This window comes from Pseudorhodoferax sp. Leaf274 (genome assembly GCF_001422445.1).
Taxonomy (GTDB): Bacteria; Pseudomonadota; Gammaproteobacteria; order Burkholderiales; family Burkholderiaceae_C; genus Pseudorhodoferax.
Window position 1 is genome coordinate 16,836 of sequence record NZ_LMNA01000025.1, and the last position, 25,948, is coordinate 42,783.

The following is a 25,948-nucleotide window of genomic DNA, read 5'->3' on the forward strand; positions in this document are numbered from 1 at the left end:
GCGGCACCGTCGCCGCCCGGATGCGGTGCGGGCCTGTGCCAGCATGCCGACCGTGAACATGTTGCCGCCCGACGTTCCGCCAGACAACGTGCGACGCCCGCCGGCTGGCCCACCGGACCCCGAGTTCGACTGGATGCTCGCACCGGTGCTGCACGCGCTCGGGCCGCAGGGCGAGCAGGAGCCGCTGCGCAGCGCCGTGGCGCTGAGCCAGCAGCGCTTTCTCGAGATGGCCGGCCGGGTGGACCTGTCGGTGCACACGCGGGCGCAGCAGGAGAGCCGGCGCGACGCGCAGGACCGCATCCGGATCGCCCAGCTGCAGCAGGAGTTCGCCGCGCTCGACGTGCCGCTGCAGTCGCTGATGGACCGCGCCGTGCAGCGCACCCGGGAGTTGCTGCACGCCGACGGGGTCACGCTGGAACTGGTGCAGGACGATGGCGTGCTGATGATCGTGGCCGGCTGCGGCCTGCTGGCAGAGCGCATCGGCCGGCGCGCCAACATGGCGATCAGCCTGACCGGCAAGGCGCTGGCGCAGCGCCGCGTGATGGTCTGCGACGACACCATCCTGGACGACCGGCTGGACCGCGAGCGGGCCCTGGGCGACGGCGTGCGTTCCATGGTCATCGCGCCGCTGCGCTCCGGCGAGGCCATGATCGGCGTGCTGCTGGCGGCTTATGCCGAGCCCCATGCCTTCTACGACCGCGACATCGGCAACCTGCAGATCCTCGGTGAATCGCTGGGCGTGACGATCGACCGGCACCGTCTGCACGCCCAGTTGCGCGCAGCGGCCGAGAAGTACCGCGCGCTGTTCGACCTCAATCCGCAGCCCATGTTCGTGACCGAGCTGTCGACGCTGCGCGTCATGGCCGTGAACCGCAGCGCGGCGCAGATGTACGGCTACCACCCGCAGGAGCTGATCGGCAGGCCGATGACCGACCTGCGTGCGCCCGACGAGACCGCGCCGCGCATGGCGATGCCGGGCGATTCCTTCTCGGGCCTGCGGCTGCGGCACCGCCACCGTAATGGCCACGCATTCGATGTGGAGGTCTCGGGCACGACCATCGACTTCGACGGCCGGCCTGCACGCCTGGTGCGCAGCCTGGACGTCAGCGCGCGCCTGCGCGCCGAGGCCGCGCTGGCGCGCGTGAGCCGGGCCCAGCACGTGCTGTCGGCCTGCAACGAGAGCCTGGTCCGCGCCACCTCCGAGCAATCCTTGCTGGAAGAGCTGTGCCGCATCGCCGTGGACATCGGTGGCTATGCGATGGCCTGGGTCGGCTTCGCGCGCGAGGATGCCCACCGCAGCGTCGAGGCCGCCGCGAAGGTCGGCGACCCCGCCGGCTACATCGGCAGCTTCCCCTTGAGCTGGGCCGCCGACGAGCCCGCGGGACAGGGCCCGGTGGGGCTGACCATCCGCACCGGCCAGCTCATGATCGTGCCCGACGTGGAGACCGATCCGCGCTGCCGACGCTGGGCGCACCATGCGCTCGCGCATGGGTTCCGTGGGCTGGTGTGCCTGCCGTTGCGCGATGGCGAGCGCACCTTCGGCCTGTTCTACCTGTACCTGAACGAGGTGGCGACGCCGACCGAGGACGAGGTCGCGCTGCTCAAGGCGCTGGCCGACGACCTGGCCTTCGGCCTCGTGAACCTGCGCGCGCGCGAGCAGCAGCGCCTTGCGCAGGAGGCGCAGCAGCGCGTGCAGACGGCCATGCTCAAGGTGGCGGCCGCGGTGTCGGCCAGCACCGGCACCGAGTTCTTCGAACAGCTGGCGCTGAACATGGCCGACGCGCTGGGCGCGCAGGCCAGCTTCATCGCCATGCTGGAGCCGGGCGGCGCGCTGGTGGCCCGCACGCTGGGGGCGGTGGTGCACGGGCAGGTGCGGCGCAATTTCGATGCGCCGCTGGCCGGCAGCCGGCTGGCAGGCCTGCTGGACCGTGGCGCCTACGTCGTCAGCGAAGGCGTGGCCGAGGCCTTCGCGCCGTATCCGCTGCTGGCCGCCATCGGCGCGCAGGCCTATGCCGGGCACAGCCTGTTCGATGCCGGGCAGCGCGTGATCGGGCTGGTGCTGGTGGCGTTCTCCGAGCCGCTGCGCCACCAGGAGTTCCTGGGGCCCACGCTGCGCATCTTCGCGGTGCGCGTGGCGGCCGAGCTGGACCGCCGCAAGGCCGACGAGCACAGCCGCCATCAGGCCTCGCTCCTGGACAAGGCGCGCGACGCCATCGTCGTGGCCGACATGGCGTGCCGCGTGCAGTACTGGAACAAGAGTGCCGAGCGGCTCTACGGCTGGCGCGCCGACGAGGCGATGGACCAGTCCGTCGCCACGCTGCTGTTCGAGGACGAGGCCACGGCCGACCACGCCCAAGCTGAACTGATGGGCAGCGGCGAATGGAACGGTGAGGTCGCGCGGCGGCGCAAGGCGGGCCAGTCGGTGCAGGTGGAGGCGCGCTGGACCCTGGTGCGCGACGACCAGGGCGCGCCGCGCTCGATCCTGATGATCGACACCGACATCACGCAGCGCAAGCAGGCCGAGGCCAAGATCCAGAAGCTGGCCTTCTACGACGGCCTGACCAGCCTGCCCAACCGGCAGCTGCTGCAGGACCGGCTGCACAAGGCGCTGGCCGGCTGCGTGCGCCACCGCGCCGGCGGTGCCCTGCTGTGCATGGACCTGGACAACTTCAAGACGCTCAACGACACGCTGGGCCACGACAAGGGCGACATGCTGTTGCAGCAGGTGGCGATGCGGCTGGTGTCCTGCGTGCGCGAGGTCGACACCGTGGCGCGGCTGGGCGGCGACGAATTCGTCATCGTGCTGGAGGAACTCAGCGCCGTGCCCGAGGAGGTCGCGGTGCAGGCACGCAAGGTGGGCGAGAAGATCCTGGCCACGCTGGCCCAACCCTACAGGCTCGATGGCTACGAGCACCAGAGCACCGCCAGCATCGGCGTGGCGCGCTTCGGTGCCGACACCGAGAGCGCCGGCGAGCTGCTCAAGCAGGCGGACATCGCGATGTACCAGGCCAAGGCCGCCGGGCGCCACACGCTGCGCTTCTTCGATCCCGGCCTGGAGGCGGCGGTGACGGCGCGCGCGGCGCTGGAGGGCGATCTGCGCCAGGCCTTCGTGCAGCGCGAGTTCTTCCTGCAGTACCAGCCCCAGGTCGACAGCGAAAGCCGCATCACCGGCGTGGAGGCGCTGGTGCGCTGGCGCCATGCGGCGCGTGGCCTGGTCTCGCCGGCGGAGTTCATTCCGCTGGCCGAGGAGACCGGCCTCATCCTGCTGCTGGGCCACCGCGTGCTGGAGATCGCCTGCACGCAGCTGGCCGACTGGGGCCGGCAGCCGGCGCTGGCGGCGCTGACCATGGCGGTGAACGTGAGCGCGCGGCAGTTCCGCCACCCCGACTTCGTGCGCCAGGTGCGCTCGGTGCTGGAGCAGACCGGGGCCGACCCGCAGCGGCTCAAGCTGGAGCTGACCGAGAGCGTGCTGGTCGACGACATGCAGGCCATCGTGGCCAAGATGGGGGCGCTCAAGGACCTGGGCGTGCGCTTCGCACTGGACGATTTCGGCACCGGCTATTCGTCGCTGACCTACCTCAAGAAGCTGCCGCTGGACCAGCTCAAGATCGACCAGTCCTTCGTGCGCGACGTGCTCGTCGATGCCAACGACGCGGCCATCGCCCGCACCGTGATCCGGCTGGCCCAGAGCCTGGGCCTGAACGTGATTGCCGAGGGTGTGGAGACGGCCGGGCAGCGCGACTTCCTGGCCAGCGAGGGCTGCGAGGCCTTCCAGGGCTACTTCTTCAGCCGGCCGCTGGCCGCCGATGCGCTGGACCGCCTGCTGCGCCAGCAGGGCGTGGCCGGCGCGTAGGCCTCTCGTTCAAGCCCTTTTCAGGCGGCCTGCGTGCCGTGCCAGGCGGCCGCGAAGGCGCGGGCGTCCTGCTGCACCGCGGCGGCGCTCTTGCCCGGCTTGTACAGCGCCGAGCCGATGCCGCAGCCGGCCGCGCCGGCCGCGCGCCAATCGGCGATGTTGGCCACCGAGACGCCGCCCACGGGCAGCAGCGGCGTGCCCGCCGGCAGCACGGCCAGCAGCGCCTTGACCACGGCGGGCGAGCCCATCTCGGCCGGGAACAGCTTGAGCCCGTGCGCGCCGGCGGCGAGCGCACCGAAGGCCTCGGTCGGCGTCAGGATGCCCGGCAGGCAGACCATGTCCAGGCGCACGGCCTCGCGCACCACCGCGGCGTCGAAATTCGGCGCCACCACGAGCCGGCCGCCGGCTGCGTGCACCTCGCGCACCTGTGCGGCCGCCAGCACGGTGCCGGCACCGACCAGCTTGGCCGGGTGGCGCGCCGCCAGCAGCGCGATGCTGTCCAGCGGCTGGGGCGAGTTGAGCGGCACCTCCAGCATGGCGAAGCCGGCAGTGTCCAGCGCCTCGCCGATGGCGGGCGCCTCGGCAGGCGACAGGCCGCGCAGGATCGCGACCAGGGGCAGGGTGCGCATCGAGGCGCTCAGGAAGTCGTTGGCGGGCATGGGATCAATCCAGCGAAAGAGACAGGGCGTGCAGCCCGGCCCAGGTGGCCTCGGAGCCGAGCCGGCGGCTCGCGATGCCGTGGACTTCGAGCGCCAGTGCATAGCGGGCGGTCAGCAGGTCGGAGCCGATCAGCACGACCGGCGTTCCGGGCGCTGGCGCGGCACCGTGCAGTTCAGCGCCGATCACCAGGCCCGAGAGGTAGCTTGCCAGCCGGTCGGCATCGAGCTGGCCGAACAGCGTGAGCGCGCGTGCGCCGAAGGCATGGTGCAGCAGGCCGCCGGCATCGCGGGCGCGGGCCACGCCCTGCACGAAGGCGGCCTCGTCGAACGGCGCCTCGGCGTTCAGCGTGCGCGCCAGGATGGAATGCTGGCTCAGCAGTGCATAGACCTCGCCGGTCATGAAGCTGCGGAACCCGGTGACGCAGCCGGTCTCGGCCTGGGCCCATTTGCTGTGCGTGCCGGGCAGCACGAAGACGCCGGCGGACTCGCCGCACAGCTGCATGGCGCCGAAGATCTGCACCTCCTCGCCACGCATCACGTCGGGCAGGCCGCCCTGGTCCATGGACAGGCCCGGCACGATGGCCACCGGGCTGCGCGCGCCAGGCACCCAGGCCAGGTGCGCCGCCAGTTCGGCGAAGCCGGCCGGGCAGGGGCAGTAGGGCGCCTCGGTCCAGCCCTGGCGGCTGCCGGCCATGCCGGAGACCAGGCAGCGCACGCCCTGCGCGCGCCAGTCGCCGAACGCTTCGTCGAGCACGGCCTCGAAGCCGCCGGCCGGAACGCTCAGGATGCCGCGCGGAAATGCGCGTTGCTCCAGCACCCGGCCGTCGGCCGCGATGCGCGCGCCACGCAGGGAACTCGTGCCCCAGTCGATGGCCAGCAGGGGGGAAGAAGGGGATGGCATGGCCGGCGTTTATACCGCGCCTGCACCGCAGGCCAGGGAGGGACAATGCGCGGCTTTGCAAGGACCCGCCGCATGCCCACTTTCCGCAAGACGATTCTGTTCACCGACACCGATGGCCGCGCCCGTTTCAAGGACGAGGACGTGGCCCTGGACCAGGGCACGCCGCAGTCGGCGCTGTCGGCGCTGCTGCCCAGCGGCGGCTACCAGCTGCGCGAAAGCCCGGTGGGCTTTCGCAGCCAGTTCCATGTCACGGTCACGCCGCAGTGGGTGGTGATCCTGTCGGGGCAGATGGAGATCGGCCTGCAGGATGGGAGCTCGCGCGTGTTCGGTCCGGGCGAGCATTTCTATTCCGCCGATGTGCTGCCGGCCGGCAGCAGCTTCGACGCCAGCGTGCACGGGCATTGGAGTCGCCAGGTCGGCGACCAGCCCTTGCGCACGCTGTTCGTGCGGGATTGAGCGGCTCAGCGGCCGTAGCCGCCGCCACCACCACCGAAGCCGCCGCGGGAACCACCGCCACCGCCGCCGCCGTGGCCACCGCTGCGTCCGCCACGGCCACCACCGCCGCCGCCGAAGCCGCGGTTGCGGCCACCGCCGCCCATGCTGTCCACGCTGGTGCGCATCGGATCGGGCTGGCCGCCGGCATTGCTGCGCTGCGCCGGCTTGGCACGGCCGCCGAGCGTGGAGGTGCGCAGCGGATCGGGCTGGCCGTGGCCGCCACCGAAGCCGGCGCCACCACCACCACCACCGCCGCCTGCGCCATGGTGGCGCGGGCCGCTGTGGCCACCGGCCGGACGGCCACCGCCACCGCCGCCGCCTTGGGGCGCGCGCTGCTGCTGGCCCTGCGCGGAACGTCCGCCGCCATTGCCGCCACCACCCTGGCCGCGACCGCCGCCACCGCCACCGCCAGCGTTCTGGCCCTTGTTGTCGCGGATGCGCTGCATCATCTCGCTGCGCGCGGCCTTGGCCGCAGCGGCCATGACTTCACGGCTCGGCGGCTTGCCGGCACCGCCCCACAGGGTCTGCCGGCCCATGGCGATGGGCTCGGCCTTCTCGCCGGACTCGGGGCCGAAGCCTTCGAGCAGTTGCACGGGAATGCGTTGCTTGGTGAAGTCTTCGATGTCCTGCATGAAGCCTTCCTCGTCCATGCAGACCAGGTTCACGGCCTCGCCGCTGGCACCGGCACGGCCAGTGCGGCCGATGCGGTGCACGTAGTCTTCGCTGATGTTCGGGATCTCGTAGTTCACCACGTGCGGCAGCTCGTCGATGTCGATGCCGCGGGCCGCGATGTCGGTGGCCACCAGCGCGCGGATGTCTCCGCTCTTGAAGCCCGCCAGCGCCTGCGTGCGCGCGCCCTGGCTCTTGTTGCCGTGCAGGGCCATGGCGGTCACGCCGTTCTTGCCCAGGAACTCGGCCACGTGGTTGGCGCCGAACTTGGTGCGCGTGAAGACCAGCACCTGGCTCCAGTTGTGCTGCTGGATGATGTGCAGCAAGGCCGCCTTCTTCTTGCTGCGGCCCACGGGGTGGATCACCTGCGTGATGCGCTGCACCGTGGTGTTGCGCGGCGTCACCTGGATCGATTGCGGGTCGCGCAGCAGCGTGGCCGCCAGCTCGCGGATCTCGTCGCTGAAGGTGGCCGAGAACAGCAGGCTCTGCTTGGCCTTGGGCACCACGGCCAGCACCTTCTTCACGTCGTGGATGAAGCCCATGTCCAGCATGCGGTCGGCCTCGTCCAGCACCAGCATCTGCACCTGGCCGAGGTCCAGCACGCCTTGCTGCAGCAGGTCGAGCAGGCGGCCGGGGGTGGCCACCAACACGTCCACGCCCGCCTTGACCTTGTTGATCTGCGGGTTCATGCCGACACCGCCGAAGACGACGGTGGAGGTGAGGTCCAGGTACTTGCCGTAGGTCTTGACCGATTCCTCGACCTGGGCGGCGAGTTCGCGCGTGGGCGTCAGCACCAGCGCACGGATGCCTTTGCCGTTGAACTTGTTGCGGGGGGCTTCGGATTGGGAGAGGCGCTGCAGCAGCGGCAGCGTGAAGGCGGCGGTCTTGCCGGTGCCGGTCTGGGCGCCGCCCAGCAGGTCGCGGCCTTCGAGGATGACCGGAATGGCCTGGGCCTGGATCGCGGTGGGGGTGTCGTAGCCCTGCTCGCGCACGGCTTGCAGGATGGCGGGAGCCAGGTTCAGTTCGTCAAATGTCATGGACAGCAATGGGGCACCCTTCCAGGGCGCTAGGGAATCGGCCTGTCGCGATGGGGAGCCATCGGACCAGTCTTAGGCAGACGTATTGGATCGAGAGTAGGGCGTCGGCTGCAGCAGTGATGCGCGATACCCCCCAGCAGAGTGCTGGTGTGATGACCAACTGGAAGGCCATCGACCGGCGCATTGTCGCACGCAGACGATAATCCCCCATTCGGCCGGTCTCCACGGCCCTTCTTTTTTGCCCTGTCAGGACCTTCGCATGGCCCAGTACGTCTACACCATGAACCGCGTCTCCAAGACCGTGCCGCCCAAGCGGCAGATCTTGAAAGACATCTCCCTGTCGTTCTTTCCCGGCGCCAAGATCGGCGTGCTCGGCCTGAACGGCTCCGGCAAGTCCTCGCTGCTCAAGATCATGGCCGGCGTGGACAAGGAAATCGACGGCGAGGCCATGCCGATGGCCGGCCTGTCGATCGGCTACCTCGAGCAGGAACCCAAGCTCAATCCCGAGCACACGGTGCGCGAGGCGATCGACGAAGCCATGGGAGAGGTCAACACCGCCAAGGCGCGGCTGGAGGAGATCTACGCAGCCTATGCAGAGGAGGGCGCCGATTTCGACGCACTGGCGGCCGAGCAGGGCCAGCTGGAAGCCGTGATCGCCGCGGCCGGCACCGACTCGGAGCACCAGATCGAGATCGCTGCCGATGCACTGCGCCTGCCGCCGTGGGACGCCAAGATCGGCCTGCTGTCCGGTGGCGAGAAGCGCCGCGTGGCGCTGTGCAAGCTGCTGCTGTCCAAGCCCGACATGCTGCTGCTCGACGAGCCCACCAACCACTTGGACGCCGAGTCGGTGGAGTGGCTGGAAGTGTTCCTGCAGCGCTTCAGCGGCACCGTGGTGGCCATCACCCATGACCGCTACTTCCTGGACAACGCGGCCGAGTGGATCCTGGAACTGGACCGCGGCCGCGGCATCCCATGGAAGGGCAACTACAGCACCTGGCTGGAGCAGAAGGGCGAGCGCCTGGCGCAAGAGCAAAAGAGCGAGGAAGCCCACGCCAAGGCCTTGAAGAAGGAACTGGAATGGTCGCGCCAGAACCCCAAGGCGCGCCAGGCCAAGAGCAAGGCGCGGCTGGCGCGTTTCGAGGAACTCTCGGACGTCGACTACCAGAAGCGCAACGAGACCAACGAGATCTTCATCCCCGTGGCCGACCGCCTGGGCCAGCAGGTGTTCGAGTTCAAGGACGTCAGCAAGAGCTTCGGCGACCGGCTGCTGATCGACAAGCTGAACTTCAACATCCCGCCGGGCGCCATCGTCGGCATCATCGGTCCGAACGGCGCGGGCAAGTCCACGCTGTTCAAGCTGATCGCCGGCAAGGAACAGCCCGACAGCGGCGAAGTCATCGTCGGCCAGACCGTCAAGATGGCCTTCGTCGACCAGCACCGTGACGAACTGGCCGACAACAAGACCGTCTGGGAAGACATCTCGAACGGCCTGGACATCATCAACGTCGGCAAGTTCCAGATGGCCAGCCGCGCCTACGCGGGCCGCTTCAACTTCAACGGCCAGGACCAGCAGAAGAAGGTCGGCAACCTGTCGGGCGGCGAACGCGGCCGGCTGCACCTGGCCAAGACGCTGATCCAGGGCGGCAACGTGCTGATGCTCGACGAACCGTCGAACGACCTGGATGTGGAAACCCTGCGCGCGCTCGAAGACGCGCTGCTGGAGTACGCGGGCACCGTGCTGGTCATCAGCCATGACCGCTGGTTCCTGGACCGCATCGCCACCCACATCCTGGCCGCCGAAGGCGACTCGCAATGGGTCTTCTACAACGGCAACTACCAGGAGTACGAGGCGGACAAGAAGCGGCGCCTGGGCGAAGAAGGCGCCAAGCCCAAGCGCGTGCGCTTCAAGGCGCTCAAGTAGCCTGCGGGGGGCTCAGTCCCCCATGTCCAGCCGGCGCGCGACGATGCGCTTGCGCGCCGCATGGATGTTGTGCCGCAGCGCGTACAGCTCGTCCGCATAGGACAGCGGCACCGCCACCTTGTCGACCACGCGGTCGAGGTGGTCGAGTTCCTGCAGCAGCCGTTCCGGTGCCTCGCTGGTGTGCGCGGTGCGGCCCTCGATGTCGCGCAGCTGCGCATACCAGCGGAACACGCGCCGGCGCACCCGGAAGGTGTAGAGCGGCGGCACCACGCGCGACAGCGGCAGCAGCAGCACCAGCAGGCCACCCAGCACCAGCCACATGCGTTCGACCAGGTTGCTGGCCCAGAACGGCAGGTAGCGCTGCCAGAAGGGTGGCGTGCCGTTGATGGCGCGGTCGCCTTCGCTGCTGACGGGCAACTCGCTGGTGCGGGTGTTCGGGAAATCGCGCACGCGGTTGAACCATCCTGCCCCGCCATGGATGCCTTGGGCCGCCTGGGCCAGCAGCTGGCGCAGCGCGGGGTGGGTCTGCTCGCGCACCAGCAGCGAGGTGGTGGCCGCCAGCATGGACACGTCGTCGCCCGGCAGGTCGGCGGCCAGGTCGACGATGCCGCGCGGCAGGCTCACGGACGACAGGAATGGAAAGATGCGCGTGTAGGCGTCGCTCTGGCGCAGGTCCACGAGCGCGATGCCCGTCGCGCGCAGCAGGCGCTGCACCAGCGGGGATTCGGGCGCCGAGGCCAGCACCACGGCGTCGAGCAGGCCGCCTTCCAGCGCTTCCGTGGCCGGGCTCTGCGCCAGGTGCGACAACTGCACGGTGGCCGGGTCGATCCGGTTCGCGCGCAGCATGCGCTCCATGATGTCGGGCACGCCGCTGCCGGCCTTGTCCACGTTCACACGCAGCTGCTTGAGCGCCGCCAGCGACTGCAGCGGGCCGGCGCGCCGCACTCCGGGGCGCAGTGCGTCGGGCCGGTAGAAGATCCACAGCGGTTCGTAGAACAGCGCGCCCAGCGACTGCAGGCCGGTTTCCTCGTCGGCGACTGGATCGGCACTGCCGCCGCGCACGAAGGCGGCATCGGCCTGGCCGCTGCGCAGCAGCGCCAGGTTGTCCAGCGAGCCGTCGGTGGGCTGCAGCTCCACCGTGATGCCATGGCTGCGCAGTGCGTCGGCATAGCGCTGGCCGAAGGCGGCATAGGCGCTGCCGGCCGGGCCGGTGGCCAGCCGCAGGTGGGTGGGCGGCTGCGGCTGCAGGTACCAGTAGGCGGCCGCCAGGATGGCGATGGGCAGCAGCACCAGCGGGCCGGCCGAGACCAGCAGGTCGCGCAGGCCCAGCAGCGCGAGCCTCAGCGTGCGGGGCAGCGTCCTCATGGACGGGAGAAATCGCGCGCCGCGGGCAGCTGCAGCGCGCCCACGCTGACGGCCTCGGCCGCCCACACGGCCTGCAGCACGGCGCGCGCCACGGCCTCGGCGGCCATGGTCGCCAGCACCATCATGCCGGGCGAGGGCGATGGCGCCAGCCCGGTGGCCAGCGCGAAGACGGTGTCGCCGTCCGACATCGTGTGGACCGGGTTGATGGTCCGGGCCAGCCCGTCGTGGCCGGCCTGTGCCAGGCGGTGCGCCTGCGGTTTGGTGATGGCGGCGTCGGTGGCGATGACCGCCAGCGTGGTGTTGGTGCCGGCCAGGATGGGGCGGGGCGCCTCGCCGGCCAGCAGCGCGCGCCGCGTGTCCAGCAGGGCCAGGCCGTCGGCCGTGCGCGCGCCCGCGATGACGCGGCCGGTGCCAGGGTCGACCACGTCGCCGAGCGGGTTGCAGGCCACCAGCGCGCCCACGGTCACGCCGCCCACGCAGACGCTGGCCGTGCCGATGCCGCCCTTCATGGCGCGTGCCGCGCCGAACACCTTGCCCACCATGGCGCCGGCACCGGCGCCCACATTGCCCTGGGCCGGCGCACTGCGGCTGGCGGCTGCACAGGCCGCGTAGCCGGCGGCGGCGTCGGGCCGGATGCGGGCATCGCCCAGCGGCAGGTCGAACAGCACGGCAGCCGGCACCAGCGGCACGGTGGCGAAGCGCACGTCCAGCCCCACGCCCTGTTCCTCGAGCCAGCGCATGGCGCCGTCGGCCGCCGCCAGGCCGAAGGCGCTGCCGCCGGCCAGCATCACCGCGTGCACGCGCTCGACCAGGTTGGACGGCGCCAGCAGGTCGGTCTCGCGCGTGCCGGGCGCGGCGCCGCGGACGTCCACACCGGCCACTGCACCGTCCCGCGCCAGCACCACGCTGCAGCCGGTCGGCCGGCGCGTGTCGGTGAAATGGCCGACCGCGATACCGGCGACGTCGGTGATGGCGCCGGCTGGCGCCGGCAAGGGTGGAGGCGAAGACATGGGCGGCGATTATGGGCGGGCGGCCCGACGCGATTGGTCCGTGATCTGGTAGCAAAGGATGGGCAGAATCGGACGGTTTTGGCAATAATCAAGGTTTGGTCACAGTGCGCGCCGGCATCCACGGGGCCGCAAGGGTTCGATGAACTTTCTTCCCTCCTCGTACGACTTCTGGGGCGTCCTGGCCTCCGTGCTGATCGCCAGCGCGGCGTCCTATGTGACGCTGGACCTGGCGCGGCGCGTGCGCCGGCCCGAGCGGCTGGCGGCCGTGCTGTGGTGGTTGTGCGGATCGCTGGTGATGGGCACGGGCATCTGGTCGATGCACTTCGTCGGCATGCTGGCGTTCTCGCTGCCGATCGCGCTGGGCTACACGCCGGGCCTGACGGCGGCCTCGTTCGTCGCGGCGGTGTTCACCTCGGGCGTCGCGCTGGGCATCGCCAGCCTGGGGCGGCTGGGCCTGTTGCGCGTGCTCGTCGGTGCGGTCGTGATGGGCCTGGGCATCTGCGCGATGCACTACACGGGCATGGCGGCACTGGACATGGCGCCCGGCATCGTCTGGAACATGGGCTGGGTGGCGGCTTCGGCGGCCATCGCCGTCGGCGCCTCGGCCGTGGCGCTGTGGCTGTTCTTCTGGCTGCGCGGCTTCCACGGCCTGCGGGCCTGGGTCTACCAGCTCGCGGCCGCGGCGGTGATGGGCCTGGCGATCTCCGGCATGCATTACGCGGGCATGGCCGCGGCCTCGTTTCCGCAGGACACCGTCTGCCTCAGCGTCGACGCCCTGAGCGGCCGCGGGCTGGCCATCGCGGTGGGCCTGACCTGCGTGCTGCTGTTGATGCTGACGCTGGCCGTCTCGTCCTGGGACTACCGCGTGCAGCGCAGCACGGCCCGGCTGTCTTCTTCGCTGCAGGCGGCCAATGCCGAGCTGCAATCGGCCAACGACGAGCTGCACCGGCGCGCCTTCAGCGACCCCCTGACCGGCTTGCCGAACCGGCTGCTGTTCGAGGACCGGCTGGCGCACGCGCTGTCGCGCCACGACCGGGCCAACGAGAGCATCAGCCAGCGCAAGGCCGAGCGCATCGGCGTGCTCTTCATCGACCTGGACGGCTTCAAGCCGGTCAACGACATCTTCGGCCACGCCGCGGGCGACGCGGTGCTCAAGGCCGCCGCCAGCCGGCTGCAGCAGCTGGCGCGCGGCAGCGACACCGTGGCGCGCGTGGGCGGCGACGAATTCCTGCTGCTGCTGGAGGATGCCGGCAGCGTGGCCGACTGCATGGCGCTGGGCGGCCGCGTGGCGCAGGCACTGGGCCAGCCGTTCGACGTGGCGGGGCGCAGCGTGCAGATCGGCTGCTCCATCGGCGTGGTGGTCTATCCGGACCAGGGCGACCGCAACAAGCTGGTGGCCAATGCCGATGCGGCCATGTATGTCGCCAAGCGCAACGGCGGCAACAGCTGTGCCTTGTTCGAGGCGCACATGGGCAGCAATGCCGGCGAGCAGCTGAGCCTGCTCAGCGACCTGCGCCAGGCCCTGGCGCGCGGCCAGATGGCCTTGCATTACCAGCCCAAGATCGACGGACGGCGTGGCCAGGTGCATGGGGTGGAGGCGCTGCTGCGCTGGCAGCATCCGGAGCGCGGCCAGGTGCAGCCGCAGGAGTTCATCCCGCTGGCCGAGCGCTTCGGCCTCATCAACCAGCTGGGTGGCTGGGTCATCGACGAGGCCTGCCGGCAGATGCACGCCTGGGCCGACCAGGGCCTGCGCATGCGCGTGTCCGTCAACCTGTCGGTGCACCAGCTGCGCGAGAGCGACCTGGTGCAGCGCATCGAGCAGGCGCTGCTGCGTAACTTCGTGCCGGCCTCCCAGTTGCTCTGCGAGATCACCGAATCCGTGGCGATGGAAGACATCAAGGCCACGCAGCGCACCTTCGACGACCTGGCGCGCATCGGCGTGTACCTGTCGATCGACGATTTCGGCACCGGCTATTCCAGCCTGAGCTACCTGCGCCAGCTGCCGGCGCGCCAGCTCAAGATCGACCGCAGCTTCGTGCAGGACCTGGAGCACAGCAACGACGCCCGCGCCGTGGTGGACGCCGTGATCCGCCTGTCGCACGCGCTGGGCCTGCGCGTGGTGGCCGAGGGCGTGGAGACCTCGGGCCAGAACGACATCCTGCTGCAGATGGGGTGCGACGAGCTGCAGGGCTATCACTTCGCCCGGCCGATGTCGGCGCAGGCGCTGCAGGCGTGGGCCCAGGACGGCGAGGGCAGGGGCGATGGCGGCAACGGGCCGCTGAAGTTTTCCGATTCGGTGCTCGGCAACGCCTGAGCGGCTGCCTCAGCGGTTGCGCGACTTCATGGCGCGCTCGACCTCGCGCTTGCCCTCGCGGTCCTTGATCGTGTCGCGCTTGTCGTGCTCGGCCTTGCCCTTGGCCAGCGCGATCTCGCACTTCACCCGGCCGTCCTTCCAATGCAGGTTGAGGGGCACCAGCGTGTAGCCCTTCTGCTCGATCTTGCCGGTCAGGCGCTTGATCTGCTCCTTGTGCAGCAGCAGCTTCTTGGTGCGCACGGCGTCGGGGTTGACGTGCGTCGACGCCGAGCGCAGCGGATTGATCTGGCAGCCGACGATGAACATCTCGCCGTCGCGCACGATCACGTAGCCATCGGTCAACTGCACCTTGCCTTCGCGCAGCGCCTTCACCTCCCAGCCTTCCAGCACCATGCCGGCCTCGTACTTCTCCTCGAAAAAGTAGTTGAAGGCGGCCTTCTTGTTGTCGGCGATGCGGGAGGAGGTTGCTTGGGGTTTCTTGGCCATGGCCTGTGCAGGTGGGGACAAAGGCCCGCGAAGCAAGCCTGTCTAGAATCCGGCGGAACCAGCGATTCTATGAAAACCGTCCAGAAGTCCGTCCTGATCTGGTACAGCGCCGAGCAGATGTTCGATCTGGTGGCCCAGGTCGACCAGTATCCCCAGTTCCTGCCCTGGTGCGACCGCGCGGCCGTGGTCGAACGCCATGCCGACGGCATGACGGCCGAGGTCGGCATCGCGTTCGCCGGTATCCACCAGAGCTTCACCACGCGCAACACGCACGTGCCGGGCCGGCAGATCGGCATGCGGCTGGTCAAGGGGCCGTTCTCCCGGCTGGAGGGCGACTGGACGTTCCAGCCCGTGGGCGACGGCACGCAAAGCGCCTGCCGCGTTGGGCTGGAGTTGCGCTACGGCTTCTCCAGCCTGGCGCTGGGCGCCGTGGTGGGGCCCGTGTTCGACCGCATCGCGGGCAGCCTGGTCGACGCCTTCGTCAAGCGCGCAGAGCAGGTCTACGGCGGATGACCGCTGCGCCGGCCAGCCCCTGGCAGGCGCGCTCGCGCCGGGCGAGGCAGGCCGCGGGCCGCAGGGGGCTCCGGTGACCGCATCCATCACCGTCGAAGTGGTTGCGGCGGCCGGCCCGCGCCAGGCGGTCGAAACCCGCCTGCAGCTGCCCGCCGGCGCCTGCCTGGCCGACGCGCTGCGCGCAGCGCAGGCGCTGGCGCCGTTCGAAGGCCTCGTGCTGGCCGACATGCCCACCGGCATCTGGGGCCGCAAGGCCACGGCGGCCCAGCGGCTGCGCGATGGCGACCGCGTCGAGTGCTACCGGCCGCTGCTCGTAGACCCCAAGGTGGCGCGGCGCGAGCGCTTCGCGCAGCAGGGCGCGCGCTCGACCGGCCTGTTCGCCAAGCGCCGGCCCGGCGCCAAGGCCGGTTACTGAGCGCTAGCGGGGCTGTGCGCCCGGCGCGCAGTCGCGCGCGATGATCTCTTGCGTGCGGCTGGCCTCGGCGGCACGCTGCGCATCGTCGAGGAATTCGCGCTCGCCCTGGGCGTTGGTGCGCGTGATGCGGATGCCCGAATCCAGGCTGGCCTTGTTCTGCCGTGCCCGGGCGCAGTTGTCGGCGCGGGCCCTGGCCTGCACTTCCTGCGCGGCTTTCTGCCTGGCGGCTTCGGCGGCCTCGGCCTGCTGGCGGCGCTGCTCGAGTTCCTTGTCCTGGCCGCCGGCCGGGGTGGGGGTGGCAGTCGCCGCGGGCGCGGATGCGGTGGCTGCTGCAGGTGCAGGTGCAGGCGCCACGGCCCGCGCCGCGCCGCTGGGCCGCTGCAGCACGTTCTTGTCCGGGATGTCGGCCGGCGGCGGCCGGTCGCTGAACACCGGCTTGCCGGCGGCATCGCGCCACATCCATTGGGCCGCAACCGGCATGGAAAGGGCCGTTCCAAGCATGAACAACAGGGCAACCACGGTGCGCATCGGGGCAGTGTAGCGGCCGACTTCTGCGCGCATTACGCGCGGGTACAATCTTTTTTTTGGAGCTTTCTCATGCGCCTCCTCGGAAAAGCGCTCACCTTCGACGATGTGTTGCTGGTGCCGGCGTACTCCCAAGTCCTGCCCAAGGACACGTCCCTCGCGACCCGTTTCTCCCGCAACATTGCCCTGAACCTGCCCCTGGTGTCCGCCGCCATGGACACCGTGACGGAGGCACGCCTGGCGATTGCCATCGCACAGGAAGGCGGCATGGGCATCGTGCACAAGAACCTCACGGCGCAGCAGCAGGCCGCCGAAGTGGCGCGCGTCAAGCGCTACGAGTCCGGCGTGCTGCGCGACCCGGTCGTCATCACCGCGGACCACACCGTGCTGCAGGTGATGCAGCTGTCCGATGAGCTGGGCATCTCCGGTTTCCCCGTGCTCGAGGGCGGCAAGGTCATCGGCATCGTGACCGGCCGCGACCTGCGCTTCGAGACCCGTTACGACGTCAAGGTGCGCGACATCATGACGCCGCGCGAACGCCTGATCACCGTGCCGGACGGCACCACGCTGGTGGACGCCAAGGCCCTGCTGAACAAGCACAAGCTCGAGCGCCTGCTGGTCGTCAACGACGCCTTCGAGCTCAAGGGCCTGATCACCGTCAAGGACATCACCAAGCAGACCAGCTTCCCGAACGCCGCACGCGATGCCTCCGGCCGCCTGCGCGTGGGCGCCGCCGTCGGCGTGGGCGAGGGCACCGAGGAGCGTGTCGAAGCCCTGGTCAAGGCGGGTGTGGACGCCATCGTCGTCGACACGGCCCATGGCCACAGCAAGGGCGTGATCGAGCGCGTGCGCTGGGTCAAGCAGAACTATCCGCAGGTCGATGTGGTCGGCGGCAACATCGCCACCGGCGCCGCCGCGTTGGCGCTGGTCGAGGCCGGCGCCGATGCGGTCAAGGTCGGCATCGGCCCCGGCTCGATCTGCACCACGCGCATCGTGGCCGGCGTGGGCGTGCCGCAGATCATGGCCGTCGACAGCGTGGCCACCGCCCTGCAGGGATCGGGCGTGCCGCTGATCGCCGATGGCGGCGTGCGCTACAGCGGCGACATCGCCAAGGCCATCGCTGCCGGCGCCCACACCGTGATGATGGGTGGCATGTTCGCCGGCACGGAAGAGGCACCCGGCGAGGTGATCCTGTTCCAGGGCCGCAGCTACAAGAGCTACCGCGGCATGGGCAGCATCGGTGCCATGCAGCAGGGCAGCGCCGACCGCTACTTCCAGGAATCGACCACCGGCAACCCCAACGCCGACAAGCTCGTGCCCGAAGGCATCGAAGGCCGCGTGCCCTACAAGGGCTCGATGATCTCCATCGTCTACCAGATGGCCGGTGGCGTGCGCGCCAGCATGGGCTACTGCGGCTGCGCCAGCATCGAGGAGATGCGCAACCAGGCCGAGTTCGTCGAGATCACCACAGCCGGCATCCGCGAGAGCCATGTGCACGACGTGCAGATCACCAAGGAAGCGCCGAACTATCGGGCAGAATGACCCGCGCCTCTCAACCGTATACAAGGAGCGATCCATGGGTCTGATGTCCTTCATCAAGGAAGCCGGCGAGAAGCTGTTCGGCAAGAAGCCCGAGGTGGCCGCCGCAGCTGCCGAGCCCGGCAGCCAGGAAAAGCTGGCCGCGGCGAACGCGGTGGCAGCCAAGGCCATCGGCGACTACATCCGCACGCAGAACCTGCCGGCCGACGCGCTGACGATCGCTTTCGACGGCGCCACCCAGATCGTGACGGTGTCCGGCACCGTGGCCACGCAGGAGATCAAGGAAAAGATCCTGCTGTGCTGCGGCAACGTGGAAGGCGTGGTCGGCGTCAACGACGAGATCGTCTCGACCGAGCCGGCCGACCTGAGCCAATACCACACCGTGGTGCGCGGCGACACGCTCTCGGCCATCGCCAAGAAGTTCTACGGCAACGCCAACGCGTATCCCAAGATCTTCGAGGCCAACAAGCCCATGCTGACGCACCCGGACAAGATCTACCCTGGCCAGGTGCTGCGCATCCCGCCGCAGGCCTGATTCCGACCGCATCTCCACGGCACGGGCAGCACACGCTGCCCGTTTCACTTTCGCAAGCCATGAACCACGACAAGATCCTCATCCTCGACTTCGGCTCCCAGGTCACGCAACTGATCGCCCGGCGCGTGCGCGAAGCCCATGTCTACAGCGAAGTCCATCCCTGTGACGTGACGGACGAATGGGTGCGCGCCTACGCGGCCGATGGCCATTTGAAGGGCGTGATCCTGTCGGGCAGCCATGCCAGCGTCTACGAGGACACCACCGACAAGGCGCCGGCGGCCGTGTTCGCGCTGGGCGTGCCGGTGCTGGGCATCTGCTACGGCATGCAGACCATGGCGCACCAGCTGGGCGGCAAGGTCGAAGGCGGCCACAAGCGCGAGTTCGGCTTCGCCTCCGTGCGGGCGCGCGGCCACACCCGGCTGTTCGACGGCATCCAGGACTTCGCCACGGCCGAAGGCCACGGCATGCTGGACGTGTGGATGAGCCATGGCGACAAGGTCACCGAGCTGCCGCCCGGCTTCAAGCTCATGGCCAGCACGGACAGCTGCCCCATCGCCGGCATGGCCGACGAGGAGCGCCGCTTCTACGCCGTGCAGTTCCACCCCGAGGTCACGCACACGAAGCAGGGCCACGCCATCCTGGAGCGCTTCGTGCGCGGCATCTGCGCTGCGCAGGCCGACTGGGTCATGCGCGACCACATCGCCGAGGCCGTTGAGAAGATCCGCGAACAGGTGGGCGACGAGGAGGTGATCCTGGGCCTGTCCGGCGGCGTCGATTCCAGCGTGGCCGCGGCGCTGATCCACCGCGCCATCGGCGACCAGCTGACCTGCGTGTTCGTGGACCACGGCCTGCTGCGCCTGCACGAAGGCGACATGGTGATGGACATGTTCGTCGGCAAGCTGCACGCCAAGGTCATCCGCGTCGATGCCAGCGACCTGTTCCTGGGCAAGCTGGCCGGCGTGAGCGACCCCGAGGCCAAGCGCAAGATCATCGGCGGCGAGTTCGTCACGGTGTTCAAGCAGGAAGCCGCGAAGCTCACCAGCGCCGGTGCCAAGGGCGCCAAGTGGCTGGCCCAGGGCACGATCTACCCCGACGTGATCGAGTCCGGCGGTGCCAAGAGCAAGAAGGCCGTGACCATCAAGAGCCACCACAACGTGGGCGGCCTGCCCGAGCAGCTGGGCCTCAAGTTGCTGGAGCCGCTGCGCGACCTGTTCAAGGACGAGGTGCGCGAGCTGGGCGTGGCCCTGGGCCTGCCGTCCGAGATGGTCTATCGCCATCCGTTCCCCGGCCCCGGCCTGGGCGTGCGCATCCTGGGCGAGGTCAAGAAGGAATACGCCGACCTGCTGCGCCGCGCCGATGCGATCTTCATCGAGGAGCTGCGCAACTTCCGCGACGAGGCACCCGGTCCCAACTTCGGCAAGAGCTGGTACGACCTCACGAGCCAGGCCTTCACCGTGTTCCTGCCGGTCAAGAGCGTGGGCGTGATGGGCGATGGCCGCACCTACGACTACGTGGTCGCGCTGCGCGCCGTGCAGACCAGCGACTTCATGACCGCCGACTGGGCCGAGCTGCCCTACGCGCTACTCAAGAAGGTTTCCAGCCGCATCATCAACGAGGTGCGCGGCATCAACCGCGTCACCTACGACGTGAGCAGCAAGCCGCCGGCGACGATCGAGTGGGAGTGAGGGTCGCGGGTTTGCCAGCGTGCCGTGGCGCGCTGGTCTTGCTTTTGATCCACCGGTAGTTTTTCGTCGACGGCGAAGGTTAATTGGACCTCTTGCCTCCAGAGCCGATAACCACGCCAGGGCTCGGGCAAGACGTCTGTGCCTGGGATGGGGATGTGTTGGAGACGCGCAGCCAGACAGCGCGCCTGCGCGCAGCGGCGATAGGCGTAAGACACCGAAATACGAAGATGATGAGTGGTGGCATCCATTCCGTTGTCGAAGTGGCGCAGCAGGCGGATGTAGGCGGCCGCCAGTGATCCATGGGACTGCAAAGGGGATGCCAGAGACATATCTGTTCGGTGTAGCGTACGAGGCGATGGTCCAGGTAAGCCAGCAGCCATTGTTGATGTGCCTCGTCCCAGACGTCCAGCGGACCGCCATCGTCAGCACTCACGGTGCGCGCCATCAACCAAGCCTCCTGCACCACGTCTTCGTATTGCTGTTCTCCGGCAGTCTTCCAGGCGATGCCGCGCAATTTTTTCTTCCGCTGGGTGACGAATTGATTGAAGGCATCGTCAACGGTGGTTGTCACGCAGGACTCCTGTGTCAGGTGAGGCACAAGTCATCGAGCAGGGACTCGGCCAGCGCTTCCTCGGCAATCGCCAGGCCGTATCGACGCATGGTGGGGGCCAGATGTGCGTCCCAGAGCGCCTCTGTTTCGGAGCCGGTCAGGGCGTGGCGTGCGGACGTTGCGGCCCGTGCGGCCGTTTCGTAGTCGGCCATTTCCATGCGCCAGGGTGCAGCACCGGCATAGCGTAGCAAATGGTTGGCAATGCGCAGGCCGGCCCAATCGAAGTCACCGTGATAGCGCAATAGCGCGCCGGACCTCGCCAACTGTTGCAATAGCGTTCGCTGTGCGGCGGCCGGCATGCCATCGGTGCAAACCAGAGGCGCGCAACGGGTGTGGAGTTGGTCGGCGGCGATGGCCAGCAGATTGGGGTTTTCGCAGACGAACACCGTGCGGCCGGCCATGGCCCATTGAGGTGCAGCGCGCAGCAGCCAGCGCAGCGACAGGTAGGCGGGTTCGCCGGGCAGCCAGGGCGCGGTGTCCAAGCCTAAGGGTAACGGCAAGTTCAGCACCAGCACCGGTCGGGCGAGTTCATTGACGAGCACACCAGCGCGCGCCCAGATGTCACGCGCGCGTTCGTCGACAGCGGGGCCGGGCGGCTCCTCCCGGGAGTCATCGAGAGCCTCGTCACCGATTTCGGCAGCGGGCACGCCGCGCGCTGCTTCGGCATGGCGCCAGGCTGCCAGCACCAATGCCGCGACGGGTCGGCCGGGGTCGAGGGCGTGCGCATCACCGAGGATCTGTGCGGCCAGCTGCGAGCGCGGCAAGCCGGTAGCCGGCAAGCGGCCGAGGACTCTGCCGGCCTGCATCAGCAAGATGTCGGCGGCATTGGCATCCTGTCGCGACAGGCGCTTTAGCAATCCGGCAGCGGTGGCGGATTGCAGCCAGGCATGCAGGAACGGATGGCGGTCGGGCCTGGACAGTATGACCAGCCAGGCGGCCTGGGTCACGGCGCGTTCGGCAAGGAAGTCTGTGATCGGCCCGTCCAGCCGCTCCAGAGCTTCGCGCAGCGAACCTGCGATGCCGGCAGACTGTAGTCGGGCCTGCAATTCGGCAAGATCCAGGCGCAGCGAGCTCGTCACTTTGGCGGGCCGGCCGCTCAGCAGCGCCAGCGCCTCGCGCTCAACTGGCTGCAATTGGCTGAGTTGCAACATGCCCTCGGCCGCGCCGCCGCGCTCGAAATGGCGCCGCAGGCGTTGCCGAAGCGCGGCCAGCTCGGGGCCGCCAAGCAGGCGCTGCAGGCGAGGGTCAGGTGTTGCCATCGGCTGGCGGCGGTGGGGGTGCCGGCGGGAAGCGGCGGTCCGGGTCGTCCTCGCGCCGCCGCATGCGCCCGTCCCAGACCCAGCGCGAGACATGCACCGCGTCCACGCCCTCGCGGCGCTGCAGCTGCGCAATGGCCACGCCCGGCAGCTCGGCCGAGCAGGCCCATTCGCGTTCGCTGGTGATGACGAAGTCGAGGTCGAACTCGCGCACCAGCGCCCAGCAGTGGGCGCGTGCGGCGTCGTCGATGCCGGCGAAGGCTTCGTCCAGCAGCACTAGCCGTGGCGCCTGCGCGCTGCCGGCCTGGCTGTAGAAGCTGGAAACGGCGGCGAACAGGGGCACGGTGAGGCCGAGTGCGCGTTCGCCGCTGGAGGCGGGGCCGGACAGGGCGCGCCATTGCCCATCCTGCCAGCGCTGCACGCGGAAGCGGTGCCAGCGCCGGTAGTCCAGCGCACGTGCCAGTTGCTCCTGCAGGCTGCCGCCTTGTTCGGCATCGGCGCGGCTGCGCTCGGCCGCGATGCGCTGCTGCAGCATCTCGCCGACGACGCGACGGTCCTCCGCGGTCCACAGGTCCGAACTGGTGTTGAGCAGGCGGCGGCGCGCGGCTTCCAGGCCGACGGGGGCACCCTCGGCGCCTTCGGGCAGCGTTTGCCATTGCAGGCGGAAGCGCACGCCGGTGGAGGTGGGGCGCTTGTGCAATTCTGTGTTGATCGCCTCGACCTGATGCTCGGCCTCGCGCAGCAGCTTCTGCACCGCGGCGGCGATCTCGGCCTGCAGGTGGTTCTCCAGCACCTCACGTTCGCCGGCCGTCAGCAGCTCGCGGCGCTGCGCGATCTCGGCCGCCAGTTGCAGGCTGAGCTGGTCGGGCCGCTCGGGCCGGTTGCGGTAGACGATGCGGACCACGAAGCCATGGTCGCTGGTCTCGGCCTGCGCCTGGTGGCTGAGCGCGGACAGCGCGCGGCCGAGCTCGGTGAAGTCTTGCGACACCTGGGTCTGCACCCGGCTCCAGGCTTCGTCGTCGTCCTTCACGTCCGACAGCGCCTGTTCCGCGCGGCGCGCCAGGGTCAGCGCGGACTCGATGGTCCAGGGCGTTGTCTGCGGTGGCTGTTCGGCGTCGGGCAGCGCAGTGGCCAGCAGGCCGGTGGCGGCGAAGCCTTGCAGCTGGGCCACGGCGTGCTGGCGCGCGGCCGTGCGCTCGTCCAGCATGGCGGTGGCGGCGAGGGCTTTTTGTTCGGCTTTGGCGCGGCCTTCGCCGGCCTGTCGGCGGGCTTCGTGCTGCTGGTTCAGCCGCTGTTGGCCGGTGCTCACGGCGCTGCGCGCTTCGCTCAGGCGCCGGCGCACGTCCTCGACCGCTGCGCCGATGGACTCCACCAGGGTCTGCCAATGGATCTGGGCTTCCTCGGCCAGCGCCGCGCGCTCGGCGGCTTGCTCCGCGGCGCTCTCGGCTGCGGTGATGGCCTCGTGTTCACGCGCGCGCTGCTGCGCCAGCTCGACCGAGGCATCCCGCAGCTCGCGTGCGGCCGTTGCCAGCGCGTGGATGGCCTCGCCGAAGGTCTGCAAGGCCAGCGCAATGGCGGCCAAGGCCTCGCGGTTCGCCGGCAGCGCGAGGTCTTCGGCGTCGCGCGCCAGTGCGTGCTGGGCCAGCTCCCAGGCTTGCGCGGCCTCGCGCCAGCGGCGCTCGGCCTGGTCCAGCCGCAGGCGGGCGGCTTCGTATTCGCGGGCGCTGGCGGCGGCCTGGGCATGGGCACCGCGCAATGCGTCGTCGCCGGGCGCGCGCTCCCATTCCTGCGTGGCTTGTTGGCGAGCGGCTACGAGCTGGTCGAAGGATCGCGCCAATGCGACGGCATCCGTGGCCAGCTCGGACAGGCGCTCGACGATCTCCTGCAATCGCCGCGCGCGTGCGGCGGCACGTGCCGCGTAGCCGATGAATTCGGCGCGCGGCTTGGACCAGGCGCCAGCCAGCGCGCCGAGGCGAAAGCGCCCGTCGGGCGAGAGCCAGGCTTCGGCGGCCGGTGCATCTTCGGTTCCGCAGGCCACGCCTTCGAGCAGGCGCCGCAGCACCACAGGCGCCACCGTGCTGTTGTCTGCGGGTTGCAGCCAGTCCGCCAGCGAGGCGGCTTGCGTGGGCCGGGCCAGCCACTGCGTGTCATGCAGCAGTGGTGAGCCGTCGGCGCCGAGTAGCCCGCCGTCCGGTGTGACCCAGGCGTCCAGCAGATCGGCGGCCTGCAACGCGGCTTCCAGACCAGCGCGCTGGCCATCGGCAAGCCCGGATGCGAAGTCGACGAGCTGCCACAGCGGCGCCCCCGCCCGACCGGCACGGGCGGATTCGCTGCGCCAGTGCGGGGCCGGCGGCAGCGCGTCTTCACCCTGTTCCAGTCGTGTGCGTTCGGCCTGCAGCGTCTGCTGTTCTTCGGCCAGCGTGCGGCGCTGTGCCTCCAGCTCGGCCTGGCGCCGGGCCAGGCGGTCGGCGCCGGCCTGCTGGGCCGACAGCAGTGCCGCACTGGCCGGGTTCTGCCCTTGCGGATCGAGGGCCCAGGTCGTCAGCCGGTCCAGCACCTGGGGCGCGTCCAGCAGGTGCAGCTCGCGCAGGCTGTCGAAGTGGTTCTGCCAGGCGTCTTGCAATACCTGGGCCTGTTCGTTGACGGCAGCGTCGGCTTCGGCGCGGCGGGCGGCGGCATCCTCGGCTTCGTCGCGGCACAGGTCGCGGTGCTCCTGTTCGCGGCGATGCATTTCGGCCTTGCGCTCGACGGCGTCGCAGCGCTGCAGCAGCAAGGCGGCCTGCTCGCGGCGCAAGGTGAGCGCGCGGCGCAACTCGTCCTGTGCCGCCAGAACGGCCGAGGGTTCCAGCGTGGCGAGCTCGGCAACGGCTAGGGGATTCGCGTCGAGCGCGCGCGTCAGGCCGGCGTTGGCGGCATCCTGCGCCGCATCCCGGCGCCGGGTGGCCAGTACGCGCGCGGCCTGTTCGCTGCGCTCGCCGCGCTGGCGGCTGGCCTGCTGTTCCCGCGCCAGGCGGGCTTCGGCCTCGCGGCGATCGACTGCTGCCTTGCCCGCTTCGTCCTGCCGGCGCCGGGCTTCGCGCTCGGCGTTGTCGAGTTGCCTGGCGCCGGCCATGGCCGGGTCGTTCTGCAGCGCTTCGTGGCGCAGGCGTGCGGTGGCCAATGCGGCGTCGTCTGCCGCCAATTGCGCAATTGCCTCGGTTTCTGCTGCCTCGGCCTGCGTCAGTGCGCTGCGGCTGTCGTTCAGCGCGCGGCTGGCGTTGTCGAAGCCGGTCTGCGCGCCGCGCAGATTGCGCGCCTTGCGGCGGGCCTGCGTGGCGGCATAGCGCCGGTAGCGCTGGTTGAACTGATCGACGGCGCGTTCCAGCGCCTCGTACTCGGCCAGCTCTCGGCGGTCTTCCTCCAGCCGGCTCAGTGCGTCGGCCACGTCGGCCAGCAGGTCGGTGGGCAGCGGCGGCAGTGCTTCGGTCAGCGCCTGCGACAGGTTGACCTCGTCGGGCTTTTTCGACAGCTGGGGTTGGCGCAACTGGATCAGCGTGTCCATCAGCGCGGCGTAGCGCACCGGGCCGAGGTGGAACAGGCGCTCGTCCACGGCGCGCCGGTACTCGGCGGCGGTGGGAAAGAGCTGGCCGCCCAGCGGCTCTAGCGCGTCGCGCAGCCGCTCGCGTGTGAGCACCACGCGCGTGGGGCCGATCAGCCAGAGGTCCTGCCCGACGCGTCCGCCTTCGAGCAGGAAGAACCAGCTGTCCACCTGCGCCCGCGCGGCCGTTGCCGCGAGGCCGCAGCCGAGCGTCAGGAAGTGCGGCGTGCCGTCGGCATCGACACGGCCGAACTCGATCCAGGCATAGCCCATGCGCCGCTCATGGCGGCCGAGCAGCAGGTTCCAGGCCATCTTCTTGCCGGGATCGCCGTCGGGCTCGATGCGCGAGGACTTGAGTTGCGCGTCGAACAGGAAGGGCAAGGTCAGCGACAGCACCTTGGACTTGCCGGTGCCGTTGTTGCCGCGCAGCAGCAGGTGGCCGTCGCGGAACCAGAACTCCTCGCTGTCGTAGTGGAACAGCTCGACCAGGCCCAGGCGCAGCGGCTGCCAGCGTGGCAGATCGGGTTGGGGCAGGGCGGGGCGGGCGTTGTCGGTCATTGGGATACCTTCGCCTGCGGCTGCG

General features: G+C 69.9%; 19 protein-coding genes. 9 read left to right on the forward strand and 10 right to left on the reverse strand.

Going from position 1 to position 25,948, the window contains the following annotated elements; translation table 11 throughout:
* Positions 1–58: 58 nt before the first annotated feature.
* Positions 59–3,853 (forward strand): EAL domain-containing protein, encoded by a 3,795-nt coding sequence (locus ASF44_RS19215; protein ID WP_235579288.1) that lies wholly within the window; start codon positions 59–61, stop codon positions 3,851–3,853.
* 20 nt (positions 3,854–3,873) lie between these two features.
* On the opposite strand, the gene ASF44_RS19220 is transcribed toward ASF44_RS19215, so the two are convergent.
* Together ASF44_RS19220 and ASF44_RS19225 are read right to left on the reverse strand one after the other, a co-directional pair.
* Positions 3,874–4,512, reverse strand: a complete 639-nt coding sequence (locus tag ASF44_RS19220; RefSeq protein ID WP_056900859.1) for a 2-dehydro-3-deoxy-6-phosphogalactonate aldolase — start codon at positions 4,510–4,512, stop codon at positions 3,874–3,876.
* A gap of 4 nt (positions 4,513–4,516) precedes the next feature.
* Positions 4,517–5,413, reverse strand: a complete 897-nt coding sequence (locus tag ASF44_RS19225; protein WP_056900860.1) for a 2-dehydro-3-deoxygalactonokinase — start codon at positions 5,411–5,413, stop codon at positions 4,517–4,519.
* 72 nt (positions 5,414–5,485) lie between these two features.
* On the opposite strand from ASF44_RS19225, the gene ASF44_RS19230 reads away from it, so the two are divergent.
* Positions 5,486–5,869 carry a hypothetical protein gene (locus ASF44_RS19230; RefSeq protein WP_056900861.1) on the forward strand — a complete coding sequence of 128 codons (384 nt, stop codon included), beginning with the start codon at positions 5,486–5,488 and terminating at the stop codon, positions 5,867–5,869.
* A 5-nt stretch (positions 5,870–5,874) separates the two neighbouring features.
* Here the strand turns inward: ASF44_RS19230 and ASF44_RS19235 are convergent, their stop codons facing one another.
* Positions 5,875–7,614, reverse strand: a complete 1,740-nt coding sequence (locus tag ASF44_RS19235; RefSeq protein ID WP_056900862.1) for a DEAD/DEAH box helicase — start codon at positions 7,612–7,614, stop codon at positions 5,875–5,877.
* A 259-nt stretch (positions 7,615–7,873) separates the two neighbouring features.
* On the opposite strand from ASF44_RS19235, the gene ettA reads away from it, so the two are divergent.
* Positions 7,874–9,535 carry an energy-dependent translational throttle protein EttA gene (gene ettA, locus ASF44_RS19240; RefSeq protein ID WP_056900863.1) on the forward strand — a complete coding sequence of 554 codons (1,662 nt, stop codon included), beginning with the start codon at positions 7,874–7,876 and terminating at the stop codon, positions 9,533–9,535.
* Between the two features lie 12 nt (positions 9,536–9,547).
* Here the strand turns inward: ettA and ASF44_RS19245 are convergent, their stop codons facing one another.
* Positions 9,548–10,900: a TAXI family TRAP transporter solute-binding subunit gene (locus tag ASF44_RS19245; RefSeq protein ID WP_056900864.1), complete on the reverse strand. Its 1,353-nt coding sequence runs from the start codon at positions 10,898–10,900 to the stop codon at positions 9,548–9,550.
* A complete protein-coding gene (locus ASF44_RS19250; protein WP_056900865.1) occupies positions 10,897–11,910 on the reverse strand; it encodes a P1 family peptidase in 1,014 nt (337 codons plus the stop codon). Before ASF44_RS19250 ends, ASF44_RS19245 begins: the two co-directional genes overlap by 4 nt.
* 139 nt (positions 11,911–12,049) lie before the next feature.
* On the opposite strand from ASF44_RS19250, the gene ASF44_RS19255 reads away from it, so the two are divergent.
* A complete protein-coding gene (locus ASF44_RS19255; protein WP_056900866.1) occupies positions 12,050–14,224 on the forward strand; it encodes a bifunctional diguanylate cyclase/phosphodiesterase in 2,175 nt (724 codons plus the stop codon).
* A 9-nt stretch (positions 14,225–14,233) separates the two neighbouring features.
* Here the strand turns inward: ASF44_RS19255 and smpB are convergent, their stop codons facing one another.
* The gene (smpB, locus tag ASF44_RS19260) at positions 14,234–14,710 is read right to left on the reverse strand and encodes an SsrA-binding protein SmpB (RefSeq protein ID WP_056900867.1); all 477 of its coding nucleotides are present in this window, start codon (positions 14,708–14,710) and stop codon (positions 14,234–14,236) included.
* A gap of 69 nt (positions 14,711–14,779) precedes the next feature.
* On the opposite strand from smpB, the gene ASF44_RS19265 reads away from it, so the two are divergent.
* The gene (locus ASF44_RS19265) at positions 14,780–15,223 is read left to right on the forward strand and encodes a type II toxin-antitoxin system RatA family toxin (RefSeq protein WP_056900868.1); all 444 of its coding nucleotides are present in this window, start codon (positions 14,780–14,782) and stop codon (positions 15,221–15,223) included.
* Positions 15,224–15,296: 73 nt separating this feature from the next.
* On the forward strand, positions 15,297–15,638 hold the full coding sequence (locus ASF44_RS19270; RefSeq protein ID WP_056900869.1) for an RnfH family protein: 342 nt from the start codon (positions 15,297–15,299) through the stop codon (positions 15,636–15,638).
* A 3-nt stretch (positions 15,639–15,641) separates the two neighbouring features.
* Here ASF44_RS19270 and ASF44_RS19275 read toward each other — a convergent pair whose 3' ends face one another.
* Positions 15,642–16,118, reverse strand: a complete 477-nt coding sequence (locus ASF44_RS19275) for a DUF4124 domain-containing protein (protein ID WP_235579276.1) — start codon at positions 16,116–16,118, stop codon at positions 15,642–15,644.
* A gap of 117 nt (positions 16,119–16,235) precedes the next feature.
* On the opposite strand from ASF44_RS19275, the gene guaB reads away from it, so the two are divergent.
* From guaB to guaA, 3 genes are read left to right on the forward strand one after another with little or no spacing between them, the layout of a single operon-like run.
* Positions 16,236–17,705, forward strand: coding sequence for an IMP dehydrogenase (gene guaB / locus ASF44_RS19280; protein ID WP_056900871.1), 1,470 nt, complete (start codon positions 16,236–16,238; stop codon positions 17,703–17,705).
* 34 nt (positions 17,706–17,739) lie between these two features.
* The gene (gene lysM / locus ASF44_RS19285; RefSeq protein ID WP_056900872.1) at positions 17,740–18,237 is read left to right on the forward strand and encodes a peptidoglycan-binding protein LysM; all 498 of its coding nucleotides are present in this window, start codon (positions 17,740–17,742) and stop codon (positions 18,235–18,237) included.
* Positions 18,238–18,296: 59 nt separating this feature from the next.
* The gene (guaA, locus tag ASF44_RS19290; protein ID WP_056900873.1) at positions 18,297–19,922 is read left to right on the forward strand and encodes a glutamine-hydrolyzing GMP synthase; all 1,626 of its coding nucleotides are present in this window, start codon (positions 18,297–18,299) and stop codon (positions 19,920–19,922) included.
* 79 nt (positions 19,923–20,001) lie between these two features.
* On the opposite strand, the gene ASF44_RS31215 is transcribed toward guaA, so the two are convergent.
* The 3 genes from ASF44_RS31215 to ASF44_RS19300 are packed head-to-tail and all read right to left on the reverse strand — an operon-like array spanning position 20,002 to position 25,923.
* Positions 20,002–20,493 carry a hypothetical protein gene (locus ASF44_RS31215; protein WP_156374599.1) on the reverse strand — a complete coding sequence of 164 codons (492 nt, stop codon included), beginning with the start codon at positions 20,491–20,493 and terminating at the stop codon, positions 20,002–20,004.
* Between the two features lie 14 nt (positions 20,494–20,507).
* Entirely contained in the window at positions 20,508–21,791 is a 1,284-nt protein-coding gene (locus ASF44_RS19295) for a TIGR02679 family protein (protein WP_056901122.1), read from the reverse strand.
* The gene (locus ASF44_RS19300) at positions 21,778–25,923 is read right to left on the reverse strand and encodes a TIGR02680 family protein (protein ID WP_056900874.1); all 4,146 of its coding nucleotides are present in this window, start codon (positions 25,921–25,923) and stop codon (positions 21,778–21,780) included. The genes ASF44_RS19295 and ASF44_RS19300 overlap by 14 nt, the downstream gene beginning before the upstream one ends.
* Positions 25,924–25,948: the final 25 nt, after the last annotated feature.

What these genes read in the sequence shown, in the direction of transcription:
- ASF44_RS19215 (WP_235579288.1), top strand. Translation starts at nt 59, where the DNA reads ATGTTGCCGCCCGACGTTCCGCCAGACAACGTGCGACGCCCGCCGGCT.
- ASF44_RS19220 (WP_056900859.1), bottom strand. Translation starts at nt 4,512, where the DNA reads ATGCCCGCCAACGACTTCCTGAGCGCCTCGATGCGCACCCTGCCCCTG.
- ASF44_RS19225 (WP_056900860.1), bottom strand. Translation starts at nt 5,413, where the DNA reads ATGCCATCCCCTTCTTCCCCCCTGCTGGCCATCGACTGGGGCACGAGT.
- ASF44_RS19230 (WP_056900861.1), top strand. Translation starts at nt 5,486, where the DNA reads ATGCCCACTTTCCGCAAGACGATTCTGTTCACCGACACCGATGGCCGC.
- ASF44_RS19235 (WP_056900862.1), bottom strand. Translation starts at nt 7,614, where the DNA reads ATGACATTTGACGAACTGAACCTGGCTCCCGCCATCCTGCAAGCCGTG.
- ettA (WP_056900863.1), top strand. Translation starts at nt 7,874, where the DNA reads ATGGCCCAGTACGTCTACACCATGAACCGCGTCTCCAAGACCGTGCCG.
- ASF44_RS19245 (WP_056900864.1), bottom strand. Translation starts at nt 10,900, where the DNA reads ATGAGGACGCTGCCCCGCACGCTGAGGCTCGCGCTGCTGGGCCTGCGC.
- ASF44_RS19250 (WP_056900865.1), bottom strand. Translation starts at nt 11,910, where the DNA reads ATGTCTTCGCCTCCACCCTTGCCGGCGCCAGCCGGCGCCATCACCGAC.
- ASF44_RS19255 (WP_056900866.1), top strand. Translation starts at nt 12,050, where the DNA reads ATGAACTTTCTTCCCTCCTCGTACGACTTCTGGGGCGTCCTGGCCTCC.
- smpB (WP_056900867.1), bottom strand. Translation starts at nt 14,710, where the DNA reads ATGGCCAAGAAACCCCAAGCAACCTCCTCCCGCATCGCCGACAACAAG.
- ASF44_RS19265 (WP_056900868.1), top strand. Translation starts at nt 14,780, where the DNA reads ATGAAAACCGTCCAGAAGTCCGTCCTGATCTGGTACAGCGCCGAGCAG.
- ASF44_RS19275 (WP_235579276.1), bottom strand. Translation starts at nt 16,118, where the DNA reads ATGCCGGTTGCGGCCCAATGGATGTGGCGCGATGCCGCCGGCAAGCCG.
- guaB (WP_056900871.1), top strand. Translation starts at nt 16,236, where the DNA reads ATGCGCCTCCTCGGAAAAGCGCTCACCTTCGACGATGTGTTGCTGGTG.
- lysM (WP_056900872.1), top strand. Translation starts at nt 17,740, where the DNA reads ATGGGTCTGATGTCCTTCATCAAGGAAGCCGGCGAGAAGCTGTTCGGC.
- guaA (WP_056900873.1), top strand. Translation starts at nt 18,297, where the DNA reads ATGAACCACGACAAGATCCTCATCCTCGACTTCGGCTCCCAGGTCACG.
- ASF44_RS19295 (WP_056901122.1), bottom strand. Translation starts at nt 21,791, where the DNA reads ATGGCAACACCTGACCCTCGCCTGCAGCGCCTGCTTGGCGGCCCCGAG.
- ASF44_RS19300 (WP_056900874.1), bottom strand. Translation starts at nt 25,923, where the DNA reads ATGACCGACAACGCCCGCCCCGCCCTGCCCCAACCCGATCTGCCACGC.